Source organism: Halorubrum luteum, assembly GCF_054652935.1.
In genome coordinates this window covers 71144-91460 of record NZ_BAAIGT010000002.1, presented here as the reverse complement: position 1 = coordinate 91460, position 20317 = coordinate 71144, and the positions used below count along the sequence as shown (strand labels likewise).

The 20317-nt window shown below is 64.4% G+C and carries 20 protein-coding genes and 1 pseudogene; 6 read left to right on the top strand and 15 right to left on the bottom strand.

Annotated elements, in window-relative coordinates; genetic code table 11:
• Positions 1-119: 119 nt before the first annotated feature.
• The 5 genes from ACYQ0R_RS00535 to ACYQ0R_RS00515 all read right to left on the bottom strand — a co-directional run bounded on the left by ACYQ0R_RS00535 (position 120) and on the right by ACYQ0R_RS00515 (position 5081).
• Positions 120-1916: a BCCT family transporter gene (locus ACYQ0R_RS00535; protein WP_459820373.1), complete on the bottom strand. Its 1797-nt coding sequence runs from the start codon at positions 1914-1916 to the stop codon at positions 120-122.
• Positions 1917-2294: 378 nt separating this feature from the next.
• Positions 2295-2594: a hypothetical protein gene (locus ACYQ0R_RS00530; RefSeq protein WP_459820372.1), complete on the bottom strand. Its 300-nt coding sequence runs from the start codon at positions 2592-2594 to the stop codon at positions 2295-2297.
• 60 nt (positions 2595-2654) lie between these two features.
• Entirely contained in the window at positions 2655-2783 is a 129-nt protein-coding gene (locus ACYQ0R_RS00525) for a hypothetical protein (protein WP_459820371.1), read from the bottom strand.
• Positions 2784-2923: 140 nt separating this feature from the next.
• Entirely contained in the window at positions 2924-4168 is a 1245-nt protein-coding gene (gene ilvA, locus ACYQ0R_RS00520) for a threonine ammonia-lyase (protein ID WP_459820370.1), read from the bottom strand.
• Positions 4169-4187: 19 nt separating this feature from the next.
• Positions 4188-5081, bottom strand: a complete 894-nt coding sequence (locus ACYQ0R_RS00515) for a bifunctional methylenetetrahydrofolate dehydrogenase/methenyltetrahydrofolate cyclohydrolase (protein WP_459820369.1) — start codon at positions 5079-5081, stop codon at positions 4188-4190.
• A gap of 585 nt (positions 5082-5666) precedes the next feature.
• On the opposite strand from ACYQ0R_RS00515, the gene ACYQ0R_RS00510 reads away from it, so the two are divergent.
• Positions 5667-7043: an aminomethyltransferase family protein gene (locus ACYQ0R_RS00510; protein WP_459820368.1), complete on the top strand. Its 1377-nt coding sequence runs from the start codon at positions 5667-5669 to the stop codon at positions 7041-7043.
• Between the two features lie 160 nt (positions 7044-7203).
• A complete protein-coding gene (locus ACYQ0R_RS00505; RefSeq protein ID WP_459820367.1) occupies positions 7204-8070 on the top strand; it encodes a methylenetetrahydrofolate reductase in 867 nt (288 codons plus the stop codon).
• Positions 8071-8183: 113 nt separating this feature from the next.
• Here the strand turns inward: ACYQ0R_RS00505 and epsC are convergent, their stop codons facing one another.
• The 3 genes from epsC to ACYQ0R_RS00490 form a co-directional block, all read right to left on the bottom strand.
• Positions 8184-9047: a serine O-acetyltransferase EpsC gene (gene epsC / locus ACYQ0R_RS00500; RefSeq protein ID WP_459820366.1), complete on the bottom strand. Its 864-nt coding sequence runs from the start codon at positions 9045-9047 to the stop codon at positions 8184-8186.
• 165 nt (positions 9048-9212) lie between these two features.
• The gene (locus ACYQ0R_RS00495; RefSeq protein WP_459820365.1) at positions 9213-9887 is read right to left on the bottom strand and encodes a helix-turn-helix domain-containing protein; all 675 of its coding nucleotides are present in this window, start codon (positions 9885-9887) and stop codon (positions 9213-9215) included.
• A complete protein-coding gene (locus ACYQ0R_RS00490) occupies positions 9884-10573 on the bottom strand; it encodes a helix-turn-helix domain-containing protein (RefSeq protein WP_459820364.1) in 690 nt (229 codons plus the stop codon). Before ACYQ0R_RS00490 ends, ACYQ0R_RS00495 begins: the two co-directional genes overlap by 4 nt.
• A 194-nt stretch (positions 10574-10767) precedes the next feature.
• Here ACYQ0R_RS00490 and ACYQ0R_RS00485 point away from each other — a divergent pair, with 194 nt between their 5' ends.
• Positions 10768-11424 (top strand): potassium channel family protein, encoded by a 657-nt coding sequence (locus tag ACYQ0R_RS00485; protein WP_459820363.1) that lies wholly within the window; start codon positions 10768-10770, stop codon positions 11422-11424.
• Positions 11425-11492: 68 nt separating this feature from the next.
• Here the strand turns inward: ACYQ0R_RS00485 and ACYQ0R_RS00480 are convergent, their stop codons facing one another.
• The 4 genes from ACYQ0R_RS00480 to ACYQ0R_RS00465 form a co-directional block, all read right to left on the bottom strand.
• The gene (locus tag ACYQ0R_RS00480) at positions 11493-12608 is read right to left on the bottom strand and encodes a DUF8073 domain-containing protein (protein WP_459820362.1); all 1116 of its coding nucleotides are present in this window, start codon (positions 12606-12608) and stop codon (positions 11493-11495) included.
• A 112-nt stretch (positions 12609-12720) separates the two neighbouring features.
• Positions 12721-13134 (bottom strand): Zn-ribbon domain-containing OB-fold protein, encoded by a 414-nt coding sequence (locus ACYQ0R_RS00475; protein WP_459820361.1) that lies wholly within the window; start codon positions 13132-13134, stop codon positions 12721-12723.
• A complete protein-coding gene (locus ACYQ0R_RS00470; RefSeq protein ID WP_459820360.1) occupies positions 13131-14297 on the bottom strand; it encodes a thiolase domain-containing protein in 1167 nt (388 codons plus the stop codon). The genes ACYQ0R_RS00475 and ACYQ0R_RS00470 overlap by 4 nt, the downstream gene beginning before the upstream one ends.
• Positions 14298-14597: 300 nt before the next feature.
• The gene (locus ACYQ0R_RS00465; RefSeq protein ID WP_459820358.1) at positions 14598-15350 is read right to left on the bottom strand and encodes a proteasome assembly chaperone family protein; all 753 of its coding nucleotides are present in this window, start codon (positions 15348-15350) and stop codon (positions 14598-14600) included.
• A gap of 114 nt (positions 15351-15464) precedes the next feature.
• On the opposite strand from ACYQ0R_RS00465, the gene ACYQ0R_RS00460 reads away from it, so the two are divergent.
• On the top strand, positions 15465-16091 hold the full coding sequence (locus ACYQ0R_RS00460; protein ID WP_459820357.1) for an L-threonylcarbamoyladenylate synthase: 627 nt from the start codon (positions 15465-15467) through the stop codon (positions 16089-16091).
• A gap of 76 nt (positions 16092-16167) precedes the next feature.
• Here ACYQ0R_RS00460 and ACYQ0R_RS00455 read toward each other — a convergent pair whose 3' ends face one another.
• The gene (locus ACYQ0R_RS00455; protein ID WP_459820356.1) at positions 16168-16434 is read right to left on the bottom strand and encodes an HAH_0734 family protein; all 267 of its coding nucleotides are present in this window, start codon (positions 16432-16434) and stop codon (positions 16168-16170) included.
• 278 nt (positions 16435-16712) lie between these two features.
• Here ACYQ0R_RS00455 and ACYQ0R_RS00450 point away from each other — a divergent pair.
• Positions 16713-17813 (top strand): annotated as a pseudogene (locus ACYQ0R_RS00450) (DUF3179 domain-containing protein); the annotation flags it as partial.
• Positions 17814-17841: 28 nt separating this feature from the next.
• Positions 17842-18438, top strand: a complete 597-nt coding sequence (locus ACYQ0R_RS00445; protein WP_459820355.1) for a hypothetical protein — start codon at positions 17842-17844, stop codon at positions 18436-18438.
• 13 nt (positions 18439-18451) lie between these two features.
• Here ACYQ0R_RS00445 and ACYQ0R_RS00440 read toward each other — a convergent pair whose 3' ends face one another.
• Both ACYQ0R_RS00440 and ACYQ0R_RS00435 read right to left on the bottom strand, forming a co-directional pair.
• A complete protein-coding gene (locus ACYQ0R_RS00440; protein WP_459820354.1) occupies positions 18452-19420 on the bottom strand; it encodes a DUF7544 domain-containing protein in 969 nt (322 codons plus the stop codon).
• Positions 19421-19509: 89 nt separating this feature from the next.
• Positions 19510-20274, bottom strand: a complete 765-nt coding sequence (locus tag ACYQ0R_RS00435; protein WP_459820353.1) for an SWIM zinc finger family protein — start codon at positions 20272-20274, stop codon at positions 19510-19512.
• Positions 20275-20317: the final 43 nt, after the last annotated feature.

Sequence of the window (20317 nt, the reverse complement as noted above, 5' to 3'; positions counted from 1 at the left end):
GATTGGGTGGTCGTCACTCCTCGTGTGACGGCAGTTCGAAAAATCGGGTAGGCCCGAACGGGCCGTTCGAGTGTGACGTCAACGACGTCGCCTACGGGTGGCGACGGCGACGAGACCGATCAGTCGTCGCCGACGTCGACGACGGTGTCGTCTTTGCTTCGCACCTGCGTCACGAGGTTGCTGCCGCTGCTCGTGACGACGACGTCGTCGTCCTCCCGCAGTTCATCCATTCGCTCGCTGAACTCGTCGGAGTTGAGGATCCGGTACTCCTTCTGTAACCCTTTCATGACCGCGTAGATCATGAACAGGAGGATGAACGTGAACGGCAGCCCGCTGGCGATCGCTGCCGCCTGCAGCGCTTCGATCGCGGTGTCGCCGCCGGCGACCAACAGTGCGATCGCGACGAGCCCCTCGGTGCTCGCCCAGAACACCCGACCCGCGGGCGGCGTCTCGTGTTTGCCGCCGGTGCTCAGGTGTTCCAACACGAGCGATCCGGAGTCCGAGGAGGTGACGAAGAACGTCGTCACGAGGACCACCGCGATCAGCGCCAGTATCGTCGTTCCTGGCATCAGATCGAACATCGCGAACATCGCGGTGTCCTCGCCGACCTCGAACACCTCTCCGCTGATCGCGCCTGCGGTGGCCTCCTGCAGCTCGAAGTGGACGGCGGTGCCGCCCATCGCGGCGAACCACGCGAACGAGAAGATCACGGGGATCAACAGCACGCCCCCGACGAACTCCCGAATGGTGCGGCCCTTCGAGATACGCGCGATGAACATCCCGACGAACGGCGACCAGGAGATCCACCACGCCCAGTAGAACACGGTCCAGTCGACGAGGAAGTCGCCCTCGCCGTCACCGCCGGGGCCGTACCAGCCGGAGCCCTCGAAGTAGGGAGCGTCAAAGGAGTTGCCGAAGAAGGACAGCTCGAAGAAGTTCCCGAGGTACGCGCCGATCCCCTGCGGCAGCACGCCGAGGATGAAAAGCGTCGGACCGAGGATGAACACCGACGCGAGCAGCAACATCATCAGCGTGAGATTCAGATTGCTGAGCCGCCGGATCCCCTTGTCCAGTCCGAGGTACACGGAGATGACCGCCAGCCCCGTGACGACGAGGATGATACCGACGGCTACCCAGATGGAGTCCGGCACTGCCGGGAACACGCCCACCGACTCACCGAGGAACGTGAGTCCCGCGTTGATCTGTAACGCCCCTAAGCCAAGGGAGGTCACCAGCCCGAAAAGCGTCGCGAACACGGTGAAGATGTCGATGACGTGGCCCGGCCAGCCGTAGATCCGCTCGCCGAGCACGGGATAGAAGACCGACCGGAACGTCAGCGGTAGTCCGCGGTTGTACGAGAAGAACGCTAACCCGAGCGCGACGAGCGCGTATATCGCCCACGGATGGAACCCCCAGTGGAACAGCGACACCGCGATCGCGACCTCGCCGGCGGCTTCGGTTCCGCCCTCCGCGCCGAGGTGCGGGTCGAAGAAGTGCCAGACCGGTTCGGCGACGCCGAAGAACATGAGTCCGATACCCATGCCGGCGCTGAACAGCATCGCGACCCACGAGACGTCACTGAACTCCTTTTCGCCGTCGACGCCCCCGAGTCGGATCATGCCGTACTTGCTGATCGCGAGATACACCATAAAGAGGATGAACAGGTTCACCCCCATGATGAACAGCCAGTCAAAGTAGTCGGATACGGCGACGCGCGTGTCCGCGAACACCTCCCCCGCCTGTTCGGGGAACACGAGCGAGAGGACGATAAACAACACGATCAGTCCTCCCGCCGTCAGAAACACCGGCGGGTTGATGTCGAACCCGAACCCTTGCCAGTTTTTGTCACCCGGTTCTCGATCCGTCTCCGCGTGGAACAGTTCTTCCTGAATGCCTCGTTTCCCTTCGTCAGTCATGATTTATCTCCGTGTTCGATCTGTGGTGTCTCCAGTCGGAACCGTACGTCAGCCGTGTGTCGAACCGTTTGTGTCATTGACTTGACTCTGATTCGATCGCTCGTACGGACCGTCTCCCAACCGACTCTCCGTCGTGACCCGTCGTGCGAACACATCACGAGTGGCACATGCTACCAACCTCATCAAACCGATTGATAGCAACGCCATATATAGCTTTGGTAATATATGCCTTCTTTTGTGCCATATCTCCTTCAAAAATAGCGTCGGTGTCGTCGTATTTCGGGGTGACTGGCGTCGTTCGCGCGGTCCCGGATCTATCGGACGAGTCGAATACTCAGTTCCGAACCGACTCCGTGTTCGCTCGATGCAATCTCCGTGTCAGAACCGAGCAAACAGCGAGCCGAACCGATACGGCGTCACGATGAACGAGACGAGGAGTAGCAGAATCGCGAGCAGGAACGAGAGGGCCGCTGCCCCCACGAGAAGCGGCTCAATGCCGATCGAGGCCGGGGCCATGACGACCGTCATCGACACGATGGAGACGAACAGAAACGACAGCGACACGCGGAGCCCCATCTGCCGAGGAGAAAAGCCACAGTTGGAGCACTGGTCCTCGTCGCCGTCGAGTCCCGCTCCACACCGCTTGCAGTGTGGAACGCCCCCGAGAAGTGATCGCATGAGACTGGTTCAGTCTGCGACGTACAAAAAGCTACGTCACGGCGTGGCCCGAAGGAACGTCTAGTTTCGGCCGAAGCGCCGGGCGAGACGCGACAGGAGGCCACCCTCCGTGGAGAGGTTCGGCATTGCGGGAGCGTAGTTCACGAATCGATCCGACCGGACCGCGTCAGCGCGCGCGTCGTGTTTCATGTATCATACCCTACGCTCCGGAGGATTTTAAGGATTTCGAGATTATCTTTCACTAATTGTAATTGTATTTTCCGATACTGCCATGGATTGACGTATCTTGGTGGGCGTCCCGGGGGAGAACTTTCGAATCGTCGTCGTAGTTAGCTGACGATATCGACGTCGTACCCCTGTTCGGCGATCCCGTCGACGATCGCCGCGGCCTGTTCGGCCCCGCTCGTCTCCACCTCGAACACCAGATACGCCTCGCCAACGTTCAGATCCATGATCCCCCGATCGTGACGGACCGTCTGGATGTTCCCGCCGTGGTCGGCGATGATCCCGGAGATGTGCTCCATCTTCCCCGGCCGGTCGTCGATGTGGATCCGCAGCCTGAGGATCTGCCTGCGGCGAGTCATCGCGTGAATCACAACTTCCATGAGCATCGTCATGTCGAGGTTGCCGCCGCAAAGCAGCGCGAGGACGTTCTCGTCCGTCACGTCGAGTTCGCCGCTCAAAAGCGCCGCAACGGAGGCAGCTCCAGCCCCTTCCACGACCTGCTTTGCACGCTCCATCAGAAGGAGGATCGCGTCGGCGATCTCCGCGTCAGTGACCGTGACGACCTCGTCTACGTGTTCCTCGATGACCGACAGGGTGAGCTCGGAGATGCCGCCGGTGGCGATCCCATCGGCGATCGTGTCGACGGAGTCGAGCGTCCGGGGCTCCCCCTTCGCGAGGCTGTCGTGGACCGTCGCCGCGCCCTCCGCCTGCACTCCGACGATCCGGGTTTCCGGGCTGTGTTCCGCGAAGGCGGTCGCGATCCCGCTTATCAGGCCGCCGCCGCCGATCGGGACGACAACCGTGTCCGCGTCCGGAACGTCCTCGACCATCTCCAGTCCGAGCGTCCCCTGTCCCGCGACGATCGCGGGATCGTCGAACGCGTGGACGAACTCGGCGTCAGACTCCGCGACAAGCTCTTTCGCGTGTGCGGTCGCCGCTTGGAAATCCTGCCCGACGAGCTCGACGGTCGCACCGTAGCCACGGGTGGCGTCGATCTTCGTCTGCGGGGCAGTTTTCGGCATCACGATCGTCGATTCGACGCCGAGTGTCGTCGCCGCGAGCGCGACCCCCTGCGCGTGGTTGCCCGCGCTCGCGGCGACCACCTGATCGAGCGTTCCCGCCTCCAGCTCGCGTTTGATCTTGTTGTACGCGCCGCGCGTTTTGAACGACCCCGTCCACTGGAGGTGTTCGAGCTTCAGCGTCACCGCCTCGGCGCCCGTTTTCGATTCGAGCGCGGTGCTTCGCTCCGTCGGCGTCGGTTTTACCACCGAGGGGTCGTCAAGACGCTCGCGTGCGGCCTCGACGTCCGCGAACGTGACGCTTGCATCGTTCGTATCGTCTCCGGTCATGGTCGGTCGATGCGGCGGCTCATGGGAGGTCGACGTCGACGTCCTCTTGAACACCGGCTGCTTTGACGGTGTTGTACAACAGCATCGCGATCGTCATCGGTCCGACGCCGCCGGGGACTGGCGTGATCGCGCTTGCTTTCTCGCGCGCGGAGTCGTACTCGACGTCACCGACGAGCTCGTACCCCTTCTCCGTGTCAGCGTCGACGCGGTTGACTCCGACGTCGATCACGGTCGCCCCCTCGGCGATCATCGACCCGTCGACGAGTTCCGGAACGCCGACGGCGGCGATCACGATGTCGGCGTCTCTGACTCGTTCGCCGAGGTTTGCGGTTCGCGAGTGACAGACCGTCGTCGTCGCGTTGCCGCCCGGAGCCTTCTGGATCAGTAGGTTCGCCATCGGCTTGCCGACGATGTCCGAGCGCCCGACGATCACGGCGTGTTTCCCCTCCGTATCCACGTCTGCGGCTTCGAGGAGCTTCTGGACGCCGTGTGGCGTACAGGGTTTGTATCGCGGATCACCCGCGACGAGCCGGCCGACGTTCTCAGGATGGAACCCGTCGACGTCCTTCAGCGGGTCGATACGTCGGAGCACCGCGTCGTCGTCGACGTGGTCGGGCACCGGCATCTGTACCAAGATCCCGTGTACGCCGGGGTCGTCGTTCAGCTCGTCGACGGTGTCGAAAAGCGTCGAGGCGGAGGCGTCCGGATCGAGTTCTCTGTGGATGCTCTCGATCCCGATCTCCTCGCATGCCCGCTGTTTCATCGAGACGTACGTCTCGCTTGCGGGGTCGTCGCTCATCAACACCGTCGCGAGTCCGGGAGTCACGCCTGCCGTCTCAAGGTCGTCGATGGCGTCCCCGAGTTCGGACTGAATGCGGTCCGCCACTGCGTTTCCGTCGATGACGTGGGTCATCGCGACCCACCACCTGTGCTGTCGTGCGCGGCGATAGCCGTGCGGATCGAAGCGAGTCGTATCATTGTCGATTACACCGCCACCCCGGATCGTGTCGACGCTCGCGTCCGTCACCGAAGGACTCCGGCCCGATCGGTCGACACCGGCGCCGACGGAGACGCCATCGGCTGGCGTCGAACCACACCTCACCACTCGACGAGTGTCGGATCGTTTCCTACCGCCCCGTCTGGATCCGAACTGCCTTTCGGCACCCGTCTGGATCCGAACTGCCTTTCGGCACCCGCCTGGGTCCGAGCTTCCCTTCGACGCGCTCCGGGTGACATGGAGCGTATGAGTGCACGTCGTTATCAAATCACTGGCTTCGGCGATGATGGGGTTCGTCACACCCTTCGTTCCACAACCTCTTTTTTTGCTGTCAGTTGTAGGTGGGTTCGCCGCCGCGGACGAACGTGGGTCGACTGACCGGTCTGTTCCCGTATTCCTTGCACAGAGAGGGTCTAGCTAGCTATTTCGAGGAAATCAGCGTTCCGGCAGAGCCCTAGGTGACTCCCACTTTTATCACCACCCCGGGCCACGTATGCGGTAATGTCTGGCAACGACTCGCCACAGGCCGTCGAGCAGGATCACCCGAACCACCCAAGCGTCGACCAGTCCGACCGCGTTCTCCCGCGAAATCTCCGTCAGTCCGGGGATCCCGGTATCGAGATGCTCGTATCCACGCGTGTGCGTAAGTCACCGTTCTTCCACAAGTCGTTCGACGAGAACGGCGCGTGGCGCGCAACGGTGTACAACCGGATCTACCACCCGCGTGGGATGCTAAAGCCCGAGGAGGGCGGCATGATGGCGGAGTATGACGCGCTCGTCAACCACGTGAGTCTGTGGGACGTCGCAGTCGAGCGACAGATCCGCGTCAAAGGACCGGACGCGGAGGCGCTGACGGACTACGTCATCACGCGTGACGCGACCGAGATCGAGCCGATGCACGGCAAGTACGTCATCCTCTGTAACGAGGACGGCGGCATTCTCAACGACCCCGTACTGCTGCGCCCCGAGGAGGACGAGTTCTGGTTCTCGATCTCCGACTCGACGCTCATGCAGTGGCTGCAGGGCGTCAACGTCGGCATGGACTTCGACGTCGAGATCGACGAGATCGACGTCGCTCCGATGCAGGTGCAGGGGCCGAAATCCATCGACGTGATGGAGGAGATCGTCGGCGAGGAGGTCCACGACATCCCGTACTACGGCCTCATGGAAGCCGAGATCAATGGCGCCTCGGTGCTCGTCAGCCAGACCGGCTTCTCCGGCGAGAAAGGCTTCGAGATCTACGTTCGCGAGGCCTCGAAAACTGCCGAGAGAGTGTGGGACCCCGTCCACGAGAGCGTGGTCGACCACGGCGGCATGCAGGTCGCCCCCGCACATCACCGCCGGATCGCGGCCGGGATCCTCTCGTGGGGCCAGGATATGGACCACGAGACCTCGCCGTTCCAGGTGAACCTCGCCTACCAGGTGCCCGACGACAAGGAGGGTGATTACATCGGCAAAGAGGAGCTCGAACGGCAGAAAGCGCTGATCGAGGACGGCGAGTACCCGTTCGTGCACAAGATGGTCGGACTCAAGATGGCCGGCGAGCCGGTCCGCGACTACGCGCCCGACTTCTGGCTCATCTCCGATCCCGACACCGGCGAGGAGTGCGGCTACGTCACCTCGCCGTGGTACAACCCCGAACTGGAGACGAACCTCGCGCTCGGCTTCGTGCCGGCCGAGAAGATCGACGGCGACCCGATGGACGTGTACGACGGCGACATCGAGACGGAGTTCCAGGTCCACCTCCCGGACGAGTACGCCGAGGAGGAGGGCGAGCCCGTGTACGCGAAGATCTCCGAGGTGCCGTTCAAACCGTCGGTCAATCCGAGCGCCCGCGAGCAGGCCAAGCTGAACGCCGCCAAGGAGAACTCGGAGTAACGCCGGCGAAAGGACCAAACCCGTTAGCGACGTAGCGTCTTTTAGACCCGCCACGCGCCCGGAGATGGGCGCGACGTGGTCTCTGCGGCGTTCTCCGACCCCGTGCGCGTCGGGACGACCGCGAGACGAGACGGCGGATGTCGACGCGGAGCTATCCACCATGTCACAACAGGCTCAAACGATCCCGACGAACGACGGCGTAGTCGAGCTGCTCTCGGAGCCGCGCTTCGAGCTGATGCCGTTCGACAGTATGGGCGAACAGCTGGGTCACCTTCCGGACGGTGCCGAGGTCGCGATCACGACCTCCCCGACACTGGGGATCGACGCGACCGTCGAGTGGACCGAAGAGGCGATCGAGCGCGGGTACGAGGTCGTCCCGCACATCGCGGCGCGGTACGTTCGCGACTCGGACCACCTCGCGGAGATCGCCGAGCGCCTCATCGACGCCGGCGTCACGGACGTGTTCATCCCCGGAGGAGACCGGGAAGAGCCGGCCGGTGAGTTCACGTCCGCGTACGATCTGCTCGTTGCGCTCGAGGAGCTCGAGTACGAGTTCGAGGAGGTCGGAATCACGGGGTACCCGGAGAGCCACGCCTTCCTCTCCGACGAGACGCTCGCGGAGTCGATGGAGCGGAAGGCTCCGTACGCCACGTACATCGTCACGCAGCTGTGTTATGACCCCGACACGATCCTCGAGTGGATAGACGAGATTCGCCAGCGAGGCGTCGAGCTGCCCGTCGAGGTCGGCATTCCTGGCGTGATGAAGTATCAACGCCTACTCAAGATCTCCCGCAAGGTCGGCGTCGGCGACTCGATCCGGTTCCTGCAGAAGACGAGCGGGATCGTCGGGTTCATCAAGGAGTTCGTCGGCTCCCGGGGGACGTACACGCCGGAGGATCTGATCGAGGGTCTCGCACCGTACGCGACCGATCCCGAGTACGACATCCGCGGACTCCACGTGTACGCGTTCAATCAGGCGTCCGATCTGGAGGGGTGGCGACGGACGACGCTGTCGAGTGCGCGGTAGTTGCACGATCGCGCGCAATAAGGAACTCAACTCGATCCCAACAGAGGTCGTCCCAGTCGACACTGCAGTAGGACACGACGTGGGTCGGACGGGCCGGAATGTCAGCCGTCTAATCAGTCGTTTCGTTTGCGTTCCTGCTCGGGATGTTTCGAGATGTACACGCTCGTGTGGTCCGGAATGTCCTCGGTGACCCACGAGTTCGCGCCGATGCTGACGTGGTTGCCGACGGTGATGTCACCGAGCACCTTCGCGCCCGCGCCGATCACGACGTTGTCCCCGATGTCGGGGTGGCGCTTGTACCCCTTTTTTAACGTCTGCTCCTCGTTTTCGGCCTCCTTGAAGTGTAACGCTCCGAGCGTGACGTCCTGATACAGGCGGACCCAGTCGCCGACCGTTGCGGTCTCGCCGATCACCACGCTGGTCCCGTGGTCGATGAAGAAGTACTCGCCGATCTCCGCTCCCGGATGGATGTCGATCCCGGTCAGCGTCTTCGCGTACTCGGTGAGCTCCCTCGCGTACTCCGGAGCGCCGGCGTCGTACAGCTCGTGGGCGACGCGGTGCATCAGTATCGCCTGAAACCCCGGATACGACCGGATCACTTCGACGTAGGAGTTGGCGGCCGGATCCCCTTTATACGCCGCCTCGACGTCCTTCTGCAACACCTCCCGGATCCGGGGTAGCTGATCGAGGGCGGTGTTGACGATCTCGGACGGGTTCCCGTCCGCGTACGGCTTCATCCCCCGGCAGTAGATCGCTCCGAGCTCCTCTATGACCTCCCGTATCGCGGACGCCTCCACGAGCAGCTCGTCGCCGCTCCAGCAGCGCGGAAAGAACAGCCGCCTGAGCAGTTTCGCCTCCGAGCGACGGTGGTTCAACTCGGGGAAGCGCATCGCCTCTCCCGAGGGGAACGGGTCGGCGTCGTTCCCGTACGACTCGAGAAGTCGTATGTGGGCGTCCCCGGCGTATTCGTGTTCCATGCACTCCGTTTCGTTCCGACGTACAAATTTGTCGTGTTTTATCGTGTCAGCGAAAAACAGTGATGTGCGCCGGAGCGATCGTCGACTCGCCTTCCGAGTTGGGGATCGCGACGGGCCTGATCTCGGCCAAAAAATCAAACTAGCAAACATATTTTTCTTTTGTTTTTATTCGTCGCCGACGTCGAGCGTCTCCTCGATGAGCCTCGCGGATCCACGTCGTAAGCGCCCGCTCATCGCCGTGTCCGAGATGTCGAGCATCGATGCTAGCTCCCCGACCGACACCTCTCTCGGCTCGTCGTAGTAGCCGTGTTGGTACGCGGTGACGAGCGCTTCGATCTGTGAGGCAGTCAGCTTGGAGTCGGTTGCAGCGTCGACCGCCCCACCCTGTTTGAGTTCGACGATGTCGAATCGGATCCCTTCCTCGGTTGCGTACTCGTCGAGCTCGTACAGCGCGTCGTGTCCCTCGAGCTGTAAGCGTAGCAACCAGCCGTTCAGATAGCTCCGCGTTTCGAGCGTCAGTCCACCCCGGTCGGAGATAGCGGGGGTTATCAGCTTCGCCGCGTCACTGTACTCGATCCGATATATGCGCTGATCACCCATTTCAATGACAGTAAAAAACGATTCGACCGTATGGTCGGTCGCCAGCATCGACTCGACGCGCTCGAACGCCGACGCCTCGACGCGCTCGAACGCCGACGCCTCGACGCGGAAGAAGTAGACGTTCCGTTCGGGGTCGGTTCCGGCGTCGCCGATAACCTCGATGTCGACGTTCGAGAGCGTCCTGATGGTCTCCGCAAGCGCGAGGTCCGGGTGTTCAACGTACACGCGTGTCGTTATCATGAACGTTCCCGTCCGGGTTCATCGACGATCAGTCCCGTGCCGATGAGCGCTCGCAGTCCGCGCTTGATGCGTCCGTTGACGGCAGACGGCGAGACCTCCAGCGTCTCGGCGAGTCGCTCGAGCGACGTCTCACGAGGCTCCTCGAAGTATCCTCGTTCGTAGGCGGTCACCAGTGTCGTCCGCTGTTCGTCGGTGAGCGGGTCGCGATCGACGTTGGTGATGTCCGACTGAAGTCGCTGTGAGAGATCGAGCACCTCGAACTCGAACCCCGCGTTCCGCGCGTGCTGCCAGACTGCCTGTATCCCGCCATCGTCCGGGAAAAACCACCGCTCTCGCCAGCCCCGATTCGGCGACTGCGGTCGTGCACTGCGGGCGTCCAACACGAACCCGCCGTTCGCGGTCACTTCCGTCGCGAGCAGCTCCGTCTCCGCCGTGAACTCGATCCGAAACAGCGCCCGGTCGTCGACCGCTCGAACCGGCTCGACGCTCCGAACGGTGTGATCGTCGGCCAGAGCCGACCGCGTGTCGTCCGGGTCGACGCCCTCGAACCGAAAGACGTCGGCGTCCCGATTCGGGGCCGTGCTCGTCTCGTTGACGACGTGGACCGTGAGCTCGGGCAGCGTCTCGAGAGTGTCGGCGAGCGCACCGTGCTCGTGAGCAAACCGGACTTCAGTGATGATCGCCATGGGGAAGCGCCGTCGTGGCGTGACGTAACACACCCCGTCTCTTAACTGCTGGCTTCGTCGACGACGCTATCCGACCGACTCCTAGCTCCGTTCGAGCTCCGAGACTCCTGTCGGGTCCGCTGCCAGTCCGGACCGGCGTCGGGCGGTTGTGGCAACCCACACGATTTTAACTGATGGATTCGGATCGTGTACGCATGTCGGAGCGAGAGCACATCGTGATCGCCGGCGGCGGGCGCGTCGGTCGACGGGTCGCTGAGGACTTCGAGGACCGCGGATACGACGTGACGGTGATCGAGCGCGACGGATCGGTCATCGACACGGAGACACCAGGCGGGAACATCGCCTATCTGGAGGGTGATGCGACCCGTCCCTCGTTGCTGACGGAAGCGATCACCGACCGAACGGAACGGCTCGGAGCGTTGACGGACAGCCAGTCGACCAATCTCGCGGTCTGTATGGCAGCCAAACAGCTGTATCCGGAGATCGAAACCGTCGCACGGATCGAAGTCGAGGACGGCGACGAGTACACGGAGTTCGTGGACCGGGTGTACTTCCCCGAGCGGGCGAGCATCAAGGCGGCAGTCAACGCTCTCACCGGGAGCGACGTCCGGACGCTGGAAGGCGTCACTGGCGATCTCGAGGTGTTGGACGTTCGCGTGAACTACGATGCGCCGGCGGCGGGGATGGTCGTCGAGGACGCGCTTCCGGAGGGGTCGGTCGTCGTCTCACAGGCCGACGGTGACGTCGCTGTCCAACATTCCACCAAGCTCGTCGCTGGTCGGCGCTACGTCGTCGCCGCAGACCGCGAAGTCGTCGACGAGGTGGTCCGCGCGTTCGGCGCTCACGACTAATTTCGAGCGCTCGACGACGAACGTCCCCGTACGACCGACGGTCGATCACGGAACGTCGTGGTCGAGGCTCACGACGCCGCCGCCGTAGTCGTCTCCGCCGCGCCACGAATCCGTTCGAGGATCGTCTCTCTTCCGATATCGCGTTCGTTCTGCGTCGCAATCCGGCCTACCACGAGGTCAAGGAGATCGAGCTTTTCGAGCAGTTCTCGCGTCTCCTCCCGGTCAAGCCCGATCGCCCGTTGCACCTCGTACACAGTGTTCGCTCGAGGGATCGTCTCGACCAGCGTGTCGACGGTGACGTTCTCGTGAACGCCGATTCCGTCGGTAACGACGACCGGAGACGATGTCTCCTCGGATCGGTCGGCGTCGGCGCTCAGCGCAGGATTGTTCTCGACATCGCCGGCGGTGAGTTCGGCAGAGCGGGTCCCGGCTTCCGACGTTGTCGTCTCCGCCGTCTCCCCTGACTCCGAGGTGTCGGCGCTCTCATACGAGTCGGGTTCGTGGATCCCGTAGTCGATCATGTATCGGCGGACGGTTTCGCCGGTGACGTCCATCTCGATCGCCTCACTCATCTCGGCGAACGTGTCACACGATTCGTACACCTCGGCGAGGAGCTCGGGATCGCGAAACGGCGGGACGTCTCGATCGGTAGCGTCGCTCTGGGTATCGGCATCCCCACTGTCGGCGGTGCTGTCGCCGTCGACGTGGCCAGCACCGTCACCGTCGACGTGGCCAGCACCGTCGCTATCACTGGCGCTCTCCCGAGTGCCGGTCGAACCACGGTCGTCTGTCGCGCTGCTTGCGCGAACGCCATGGCGACCGATCTCGGTCGCTCTCGGTCCGCTTTGGACGGACGCTCGGACCGTGGCGGTTATGGTCCCGTCCGGTTCGATCGCTGCGTCGATCGGCTCGACATCGATCTCGTCAGTTCCTGTCGGAACGAGCGGCTCCGCGGTTTCGAGAGCGAGTCGCAGTCGCCCGTCGGGTTCGATTTCGGCTTCCGTCGGAGAGAGCTCGAGTCGCTGGCGATCGGACGACGGTGCGATGGTGACCTCGACGTCGACGGTCGGTCCCCGGTCGGCGTCGATACGATCGACGAACTCGACGCCGTGTACGGTTCCGAGACTGCTCTCAAATCCCTCGAGAAAAGAACCCATCTTTTGAAGATCGCTCCCGACGCTCATGTCACCATCATACATGCCGAAACTGCATGAAGATCCGTGAGGAACTATGGAGGTGTTTATAAGCAATCCCGCCGAGAGCGCCGGATTGCGGTGTAGCCGGTGGGTACGCCGCTCAGACCGGCCGGAGCGTCACGATCCGCCCGTCGTCGGTCGCTCGACGCTCGACGCCGGGGGTAACCTCCAACCCGATAGGGATCCCGTCGTTGGGGTCGACCCCGCGAAGCACGCCGGTGAGTCGGACCGGACCGAAGTCCGCGATCGCAGTGACGTACGGGGCCTCGTCGGCGAATCGCGGCGGGGGCACGTGGACCGCCGTGAACGTCTCGACCGCGCCGACGTCTGGGAGCGGCTCCTCGGAGAGCTCCGTCGACCCACAGTCCGGACAGACCCGACGTGGAGGCAGCGAGCCGTGTCTCTCGGGACAGACGAGGTAGTACCCGTCCGTCTCGGCGAGCGCGTCGAGCCAGTCGTCGTAGCCGGCATCCCGGACGCGCTCGTCCGAGCGCTCGTCGGACGACTCCGTCATTGGACCACCTCCAGTACGTGCACGACCGCGCTGGCGACCGTTCCGCCCGCGTTGTGTGAAACGCCGACCGTCGCGTCGTCGACGGCGTCGCCGTTCGGATGGTCACCGCGAAGCAGCCGCGTCAGTTCGACGATCTGCGATGCGCCGGTCGCGCCGACCGGATGCCCCTTCGCCTTGAGTCCGCCCGAGAGGTTCACGGGAAGGGTGCCGTCGGCGGTCGTGACGCCGTCACGTGCGGCCGAGATCCCCTCGCCGGGCGGAAAGAAGCCGAGCGACTCGGTCGCAAGCACCTCGGCGATCGTGAAGCAGTCGTGGACCTCCGCGACATCGACGTCGTCCGGCTCGACGCCGGCCTCGTCGTAGGCGGTCGCGGCCGCGTCGTCCGCCGCCGGCGTCCGGGCAAGATGCTCGCGGTCCGCCAGCGCCATCCGGTCGGTCCCCTGTCCCGTTCCGGTGACCGCGACCGGAGCGTCGAGGTCGTGTTCGGCCGCGTACGACGCCGAGACGAGCACCAGCGCGCTCGCGCCGTCGGTTATCGGACAGGCGTCGTACAGGTGTAGCGGCGAGGCGACCGGCGGCGCGTCGAGCGCCTCCTCGACGGACACCCGACGCCGGTACTGGGCGTACTCGTTGTCGACGGCGTTCGCGTGGTTCTTCGACGCCACGTGCGCGAGATCAGTCCGGTGGCCGCCGTACGTGTCGAAGTACGCTCGCGCCATCAACGCGTACGCGCCGGGGAACGTCGTGCCGGCGTTCACCTCGAAGCGGTCGTCCGCCGCGGTCGCGAGCCCTTCCGTCACGCGGGTGGTGTCAAGATTCGTCATCCGTTCCATCCCACCGGCGACGACGACGTCCGCCTCGCCGCTTCGAACCGTCCGAACCGCCTCGCGAGTCGCGACGCCCGCCGAGGCACACGCCTCCTCGTAGCGGGTCGCCGGACAGCCCAGTCCGGCGGCCTCTGCCACGAGCGGCGCTTGATGGCCCTGCCGCTCCGCGCGTGACCCCATGAAGTTGCCGTAGTTGAGCTGGTCCACATCCTCCCGAGGAACGCCGGCGTCCTCGAACGCGCGAAGCGCGGCCTCCGCGAACAGGTCGCGACCCATGCGATCCGGCTGCCGTCCGAACGCCGTGAGGCCGACGCCGGCGACGCGTACTCCCGTCATACACGAACGATGATCGTCGAACCCCTATAGTCCTGCCGACGCCGGGGATATGCACGTTATCGCGGCAACAAGCTCCGCATACCGAAGAAAGTCTCATCCCATCGTCGCCGAGTGTGGAGTCAGAGATAGACGATCGTCGAAATTACAGTTCGACGGAGGCGGTGACGGTGCTCGTCGGGAGTTCGGCGACGTGGGGTGTTCGGCGACGTGGCGTGTTCGGCAACGTGGCGGGTCGGTGTCGGGTTCTCCATCAAGAGTAGGCGATGTTCGGAGTGACACAGCCGATGTGCCGAAGCCGACTCAGCCGATGTATCGAAGCTCGTCGTCGGCGGCAGCCGGACCTTCCTGCATCTCCTGGATCTTGCCGATCACTTCCTCCATCTCCTCGGCGCGCTCCTCGAGGCTGTCGTAGCCGACCTCGAACTCGAGAAGCGTTTCGAGGATCTCGAGAACTGCGCGAGCGCTTTTGGGATCGACGAGATAGCCGCTCGTCTCACCCATCAGACACGCCGACGCCATGCCGCGGCGATCTCCGAGACCAAGCACGAGTCCGGAGACGCCGACGATCCCCCCGGCGGGCTCGTCGGGACGGAACTCGACGCCAGCGTCGGTGAGCCCGTCTTTGATCTCGGGAGTCGACACCGCGCCGAGCACCGTGTACTCCTCGACGAGTTCGCCCGTCGGGACGCCGCCGAGTGCGAACGCCCGCTCGACGCCGAACTCCTCGGCGACGTCGAGAAACGTCGAGGTGAGCGCGTAGTGCCCGGCGTTCGTGCCGGCCTGATGGTCGCCAGTCAACACCAGCAGGTCCGAGCCCGGCGTTTCGACGGCGTGAAACTCCGCACAGGTGAGTTCGGTGGTTCCCTCGTCGTCGACGTTCACCTGCGGCGGGAACTCCGTCGAGTACACGCGTCGTACGAGTTCACCGTCGAACTCCTCCAACAGGTGTTCAGCGGCGAGCTTTCCGACGTGGCCGACCCCCGGCAGTCCCTCGATCAGTACCGGATCGTCGAGCGCCGGCGTCGCGACCTCGTCGATCTCGATGTCGTTCATACCGTATCCGTCAGTGCGGGGGTCACAAGAGCATGGCTATCTCGGCCGGACACGAGGAGGGCCGCGGCGGTCCGGACTCGTGAGCCTTTTTAGTTCACTCGTGAAGGGACCACCGTGACTCTCGACGAAAGCGATCGGATCCCCGACGACGTGCGTGCGTCGATCCGCAGCGCCGCGGACGCGGTTGCCGACGGCGAGATCGTCGTGTATCCCACGGAGACGGTGTACGGCCTCGGCGGAGACGCACTCGATCCGGCGGCCGTCGACCGCGTCTTCGATATCAAGCGCCGCGACCGCGAGAACCCGCTCTCGCTCGGCGTCGCGAGCGTCGACGCGGCGTTTCGCCTCACGCGCCCGACCGAGCTCGCAACGGCGTTCATGCGCGCGTTTCTCCCCGGGCCTGTGACGGTCGTCGTCGAGCGTACGTCCGCCGTTCCAGACGTGCTGACGGCCGGGCGCGACCGAGTGGGGATCCGGATACCGGACCATCCGGTCGCGCTCGCGCTGCTTCGCGAGACGGGGCCACTCACGGCGACGAGCGCGAACGTTTCCGGGTCGGAGAGCGTCACGCGCGTCGCCGACCTCGACGACAGCATCCGCGAGCGCGTCGCGACCATCGTCGACGACGGGGAAGCCGACGGCACGGAGAGTACGGTCGTCGACCCCGACGCGGGAACGATCCACCGATCCGGGGCGCTGGACGGCGCGGTCGAGGCGTGGCTCGCGGACCCGCCCGTGTGACGGTCACGAGCGAAGTCGGTGTCGCCAAAACAACGATCGAAACGTCGACGTCGACGAGCGTCTCGAGATCGACTGACTACACTGAGAGATCGCTTTTCGCTTTGATCACGTCGAGCGCCTCGGCGTCGATGGTGTCGACGTCGAGCCAGTGAGGAACGTACTCGCGTTTCTCGTACGCCTCGCGTTCGTCTTCCGTCCCAACCGTACACCAGAGCTGCGGCTCGTCGGGACCGTGCCACTCACCCTGCTTGTTGATCGAGAAACACACCAGCTCCTCCCCCTCGTACTCGATGATCGCGTCCTTTCGGATGCCGGGGTCGCCGTGGACGATGAGGTGTTGCATGCCCCGACGTTGGCGGCTTCGTCGCTTAATCGCTTCGATACGCACGACCGTTCCGTTCCTCTCGTTCCATCGTTCCCTCGCCTCCCCACTACCCGTCTCGGGGGGAGATCGCTCGACGGCTTCCTATCGACCCGCCTCCGAACGCGTCGTTTCGAGCGTGGTCTCAAACCCGTCGAGACTGGTCCGAGCCGACGGCGTCTGCGTCGGCTTTCGCCGCGTCTCGGTAGCGTGTACCGCTGGTGCACAGCCGCTGCAGGTTTACATTCTTCTACCCATATATGGGGCGTATGAGGCCGGCAACCAGGCGCGCATATCTTTCGGCGATCGGCACGGTCGGGATAGCCGGCTGTCTCGGGTCGGCTCCCGCGGAGGAACCGACGGCGGAGGCTGAAACTGACTCGTCCGCGTCCGACGGCGACGATGTGGCGACCACCGGCGGTCAGACCGGACCGCCGATGGCCGATCGAACGCTTCCGCTCCCGGACACGACGAGTTCCCTCGCCGACGGCATCGTTAGCGGCGGCGTGGCACAGGACGGTATCCCGTCGGTCGACGACCCGCAGTTCATCGATGCCACGGACGCCGAGACGTGGCTTGACGACGGCGAGCCAGTCTTTGGAGTCGACGTACACGGCGAGGTGAAGGCATATCCACAGCGTGTGCTCGTCTGGCACGAGATCGTTAACGACGTGATCGGCGGCGAGAACCTGGCGGTTACGTACTGTCCGCTCACGGGGACCGCACAGGGGTTCGAACGCGGACCGACCGAGTTTGGCGTGTCGGGACGCCTGCTGAACAGCAACCTCATCATGTACGACCGCGCGTCGGAAAGCTACTGGCCGCAGATGCTCGCCACCGCCGTTCGTGGCGAACGCGAAGGGGAAGTCCTCCGAGAGTTCCCGGTTACGTGGACGACCTGGGAACGATGGTCCGATACGCACCCAGAGACGACCGTGCTTTCCGATGAAACTGGCTACGCTCGCGATTACGCCGACGACCCGTACGGATCGTACGATCCTACCGCCGGGTTTTATGCGGACGATTCGCTCATCTTTTCCCCGTATGCATCCGTCGACGAATCGGTTCTCCACCCGAAGGAGGTCGTCCTCGGTGCCCGCTCGGCGGACGGAGCGATAGCGGTACACAAGGAGTCGCTCGCCAGCGCAGGCGTGTTGGAGGGAGCAGTTGACGGTGTTCCGTACGTCGCGGTGTGCGACCCGGAGCTCGACACCGGGTACGTGTATCGCGATCCGAACAACGTTGGTCTGACGTACCACGACGGGCGAGTCACCGTCGACGGGGAGTCGCATCGACCGAGCGGGCTGCCACTGGAGCGCGTGTTGCGATACGATGCGTTCTGGTTCGCCTGGGCGGGCTACTATCCGGAAACGGAGCTACTCCGATACGATGGCTACGCGACGGCTCATCTCCGCGAGTTCGATCACGCGAACCGTGGCGATCCTTCGCGTTACGGCCCGTCGACGGGATGCCGCGGCAGTGACGGCCGTCACGGGAGCGTCGTATCTGCTGGTGTTTCTGTACGCGATCGGCAATCTCACGTACCAGCCGGGGATCGGGCAGGCGCTCGTGCCCGTCGCAGACCCCGTTTCACGAGCGGTCGAGCCGGGTCCCGGACGCTTCGTCTACGAACCGATCGCGATCGTCGACCTCTGGACCGTTCGCGTCCTGTTTTCCCCGATCAACACGGCGATCGGGGTCGGTCTCGGCGTGCTCGTCGGGCTGAATCTAGGGCTTTCGTATCTGGCCGTCGTCCAGCCGAAAGCCTGCGGCCTCGGCACGAGCTCCGGAATCCTGGCGTCGATTCCCGCCGTTCTCGCCGGAACGGCGTGCTGTGCACCGGTCGTCCTTCTCGTGCTCGGCATCACCGCAGGCGGTACGCTCCTCGCGGTGATCAGTTGGCTGCTGCCCGTCGGCGTCGTCCTGTTGATCGCGAGTCTCGTGTATCTCGCCGGTCGGATCGACCCGAACTTGGCCGCCGCGTGAGGCGCCGATACCCTCACGTTCTGAGACCCGAGACGAGATCGAACGACTCCTCGATGTCGCCGAGCACGAGCAGCGCGTAGTACCGGAGATACGTCACGACCGGGACTTGCGCGAGTGCCCAGACGACGAGCATTACCAGCCCGAACAGGAGCGCGAGCGCGATGAGGACGGCGATCCCGACGGTCGAAGACAACGAGACGGTCAGATGCGTGACCCCGGCGACGATGATCACCGGGATGAGGACGGCGATCGCGACGAACCCGACCGCGATCGAGGCGATGATCCCGGCCGCGACCGTCAACAGGAACGCGATCACGACGTACGCCAGGTACTGTTTCCACGCCGCCTTGATCGACTCCCAGAGCCGCCGCCACGCCGCGAGCACGCCCGAGTCCGCCTGGATCATCAGCGGCACGACGAACACGGTCGTGAAACCGGACACCACTCCGTACACCACGCCGACGAGGAACAGCACGGGAACCCCGACAAGAAACGCTGTGAAGGGGATCGTGAGGTCGATCCCGGCCACGATCGGAACGACGAGCAGCGCCAGCCAGCCGGCGAACAGCGCGAACGCGGGGATCCCGATCGCGATCCGGAACCCGAACAGACGGAGCCCCTGTCGCCAGCGCCGACGCCAGTACCGGCGGATCGACACCTCCCCAGTACGGAGCGACTCGATCAACACGAACTCCATGATCGCGCCGATCAACGCGAACAGCGCGCCGAGGAGGATCCCGGCCGTGACGAGCACGACGACGAGCGTCACCACGTCGACCGGGACGGCGAACGGGAGGTCGCTTCCGGAGACGTCTCCCGACGGCGTCGACGAGTTGAACTGTGCCGAGGGAAAGCTCACGCCGCTCCCGACGAAGAACACGACGAGCGCGAGCTTCAGCCACCGCCGGAGCTCGACCGGTCGCAGGAACTCACCGGTGACGATGAACGCTTCCTCGATGTTGTCGACTGCGTGGAGGGCCATACGTCCGAAGTCGCAAATATCGGTGTTATGCTTTCGGGTGCTCCCGCGAAGTCGGGGTGACGCGTCCGGGGATGAACTCGGGCGACTGACTACCGGCGCGCCCGCTCGGCAGGGACGATCCTCGACGCCGGGAACCCGTATCGTTTCACGTCCGCGGTCCCCCGACCCCCCGGCAGCGCTCGAAGCGACTCGACGTACACCGCTTCCACGACGGGTTCGTGGTCCCCGTAGTCGGCGTTCGTGTCGTAGGCGGCGACGGTCCGTCCGTCGTCCGTCCGGTACTCGTCGGCTCGCTCGTCAGTGACGGCCGCGACGACGAGCCGCTTGCCCGTCTCTCGGTCGGTGACGACGGACCCGGGATCGAAGCCGTGCCGGGCACACAGCGCCGGTCCCGACGCCGAGACGGGGACGAACGTCTCGAGGCCGCAGACCGCACAGACGCTCACTCGCTCGTCGGGTGCGGGGACCCGCTCGGCGGTCACCTCCATGGCGACGCGCCGGAGGTGTTTACACCGCGAGCCGCGGATCGCGTGGTCCGGACAGGTGCACGTGCCGGCGTCGAGCGAAACGACGTACGTTCCGCCCTCGGTCTCGACGACGTACCGGCGGTCGCGCAGCGGACGAACCGTCATCGGCTCCGCTCGAGCACGCGTCGATCGATCAGCGCCCTCGCCGTCCGGAGACTCGCCGCCCGGAGGCTCGCCGTCCGGAGACTCGCCGCCCGGAGGCTCGCCGTCCGGAGGCTCGCCGCCATCCGACATCGAAGGCGGCGAATCGTCCGTGGCGTCAAGCGAAAGCGACGGGATCGTGGTGTCGGTCTCGGATGACGCGGGTGTGTGTTCTGGGTGCGTCATACTCTGGTACGGAGGAGCTCCTCCAACATCATAACTGACGCAC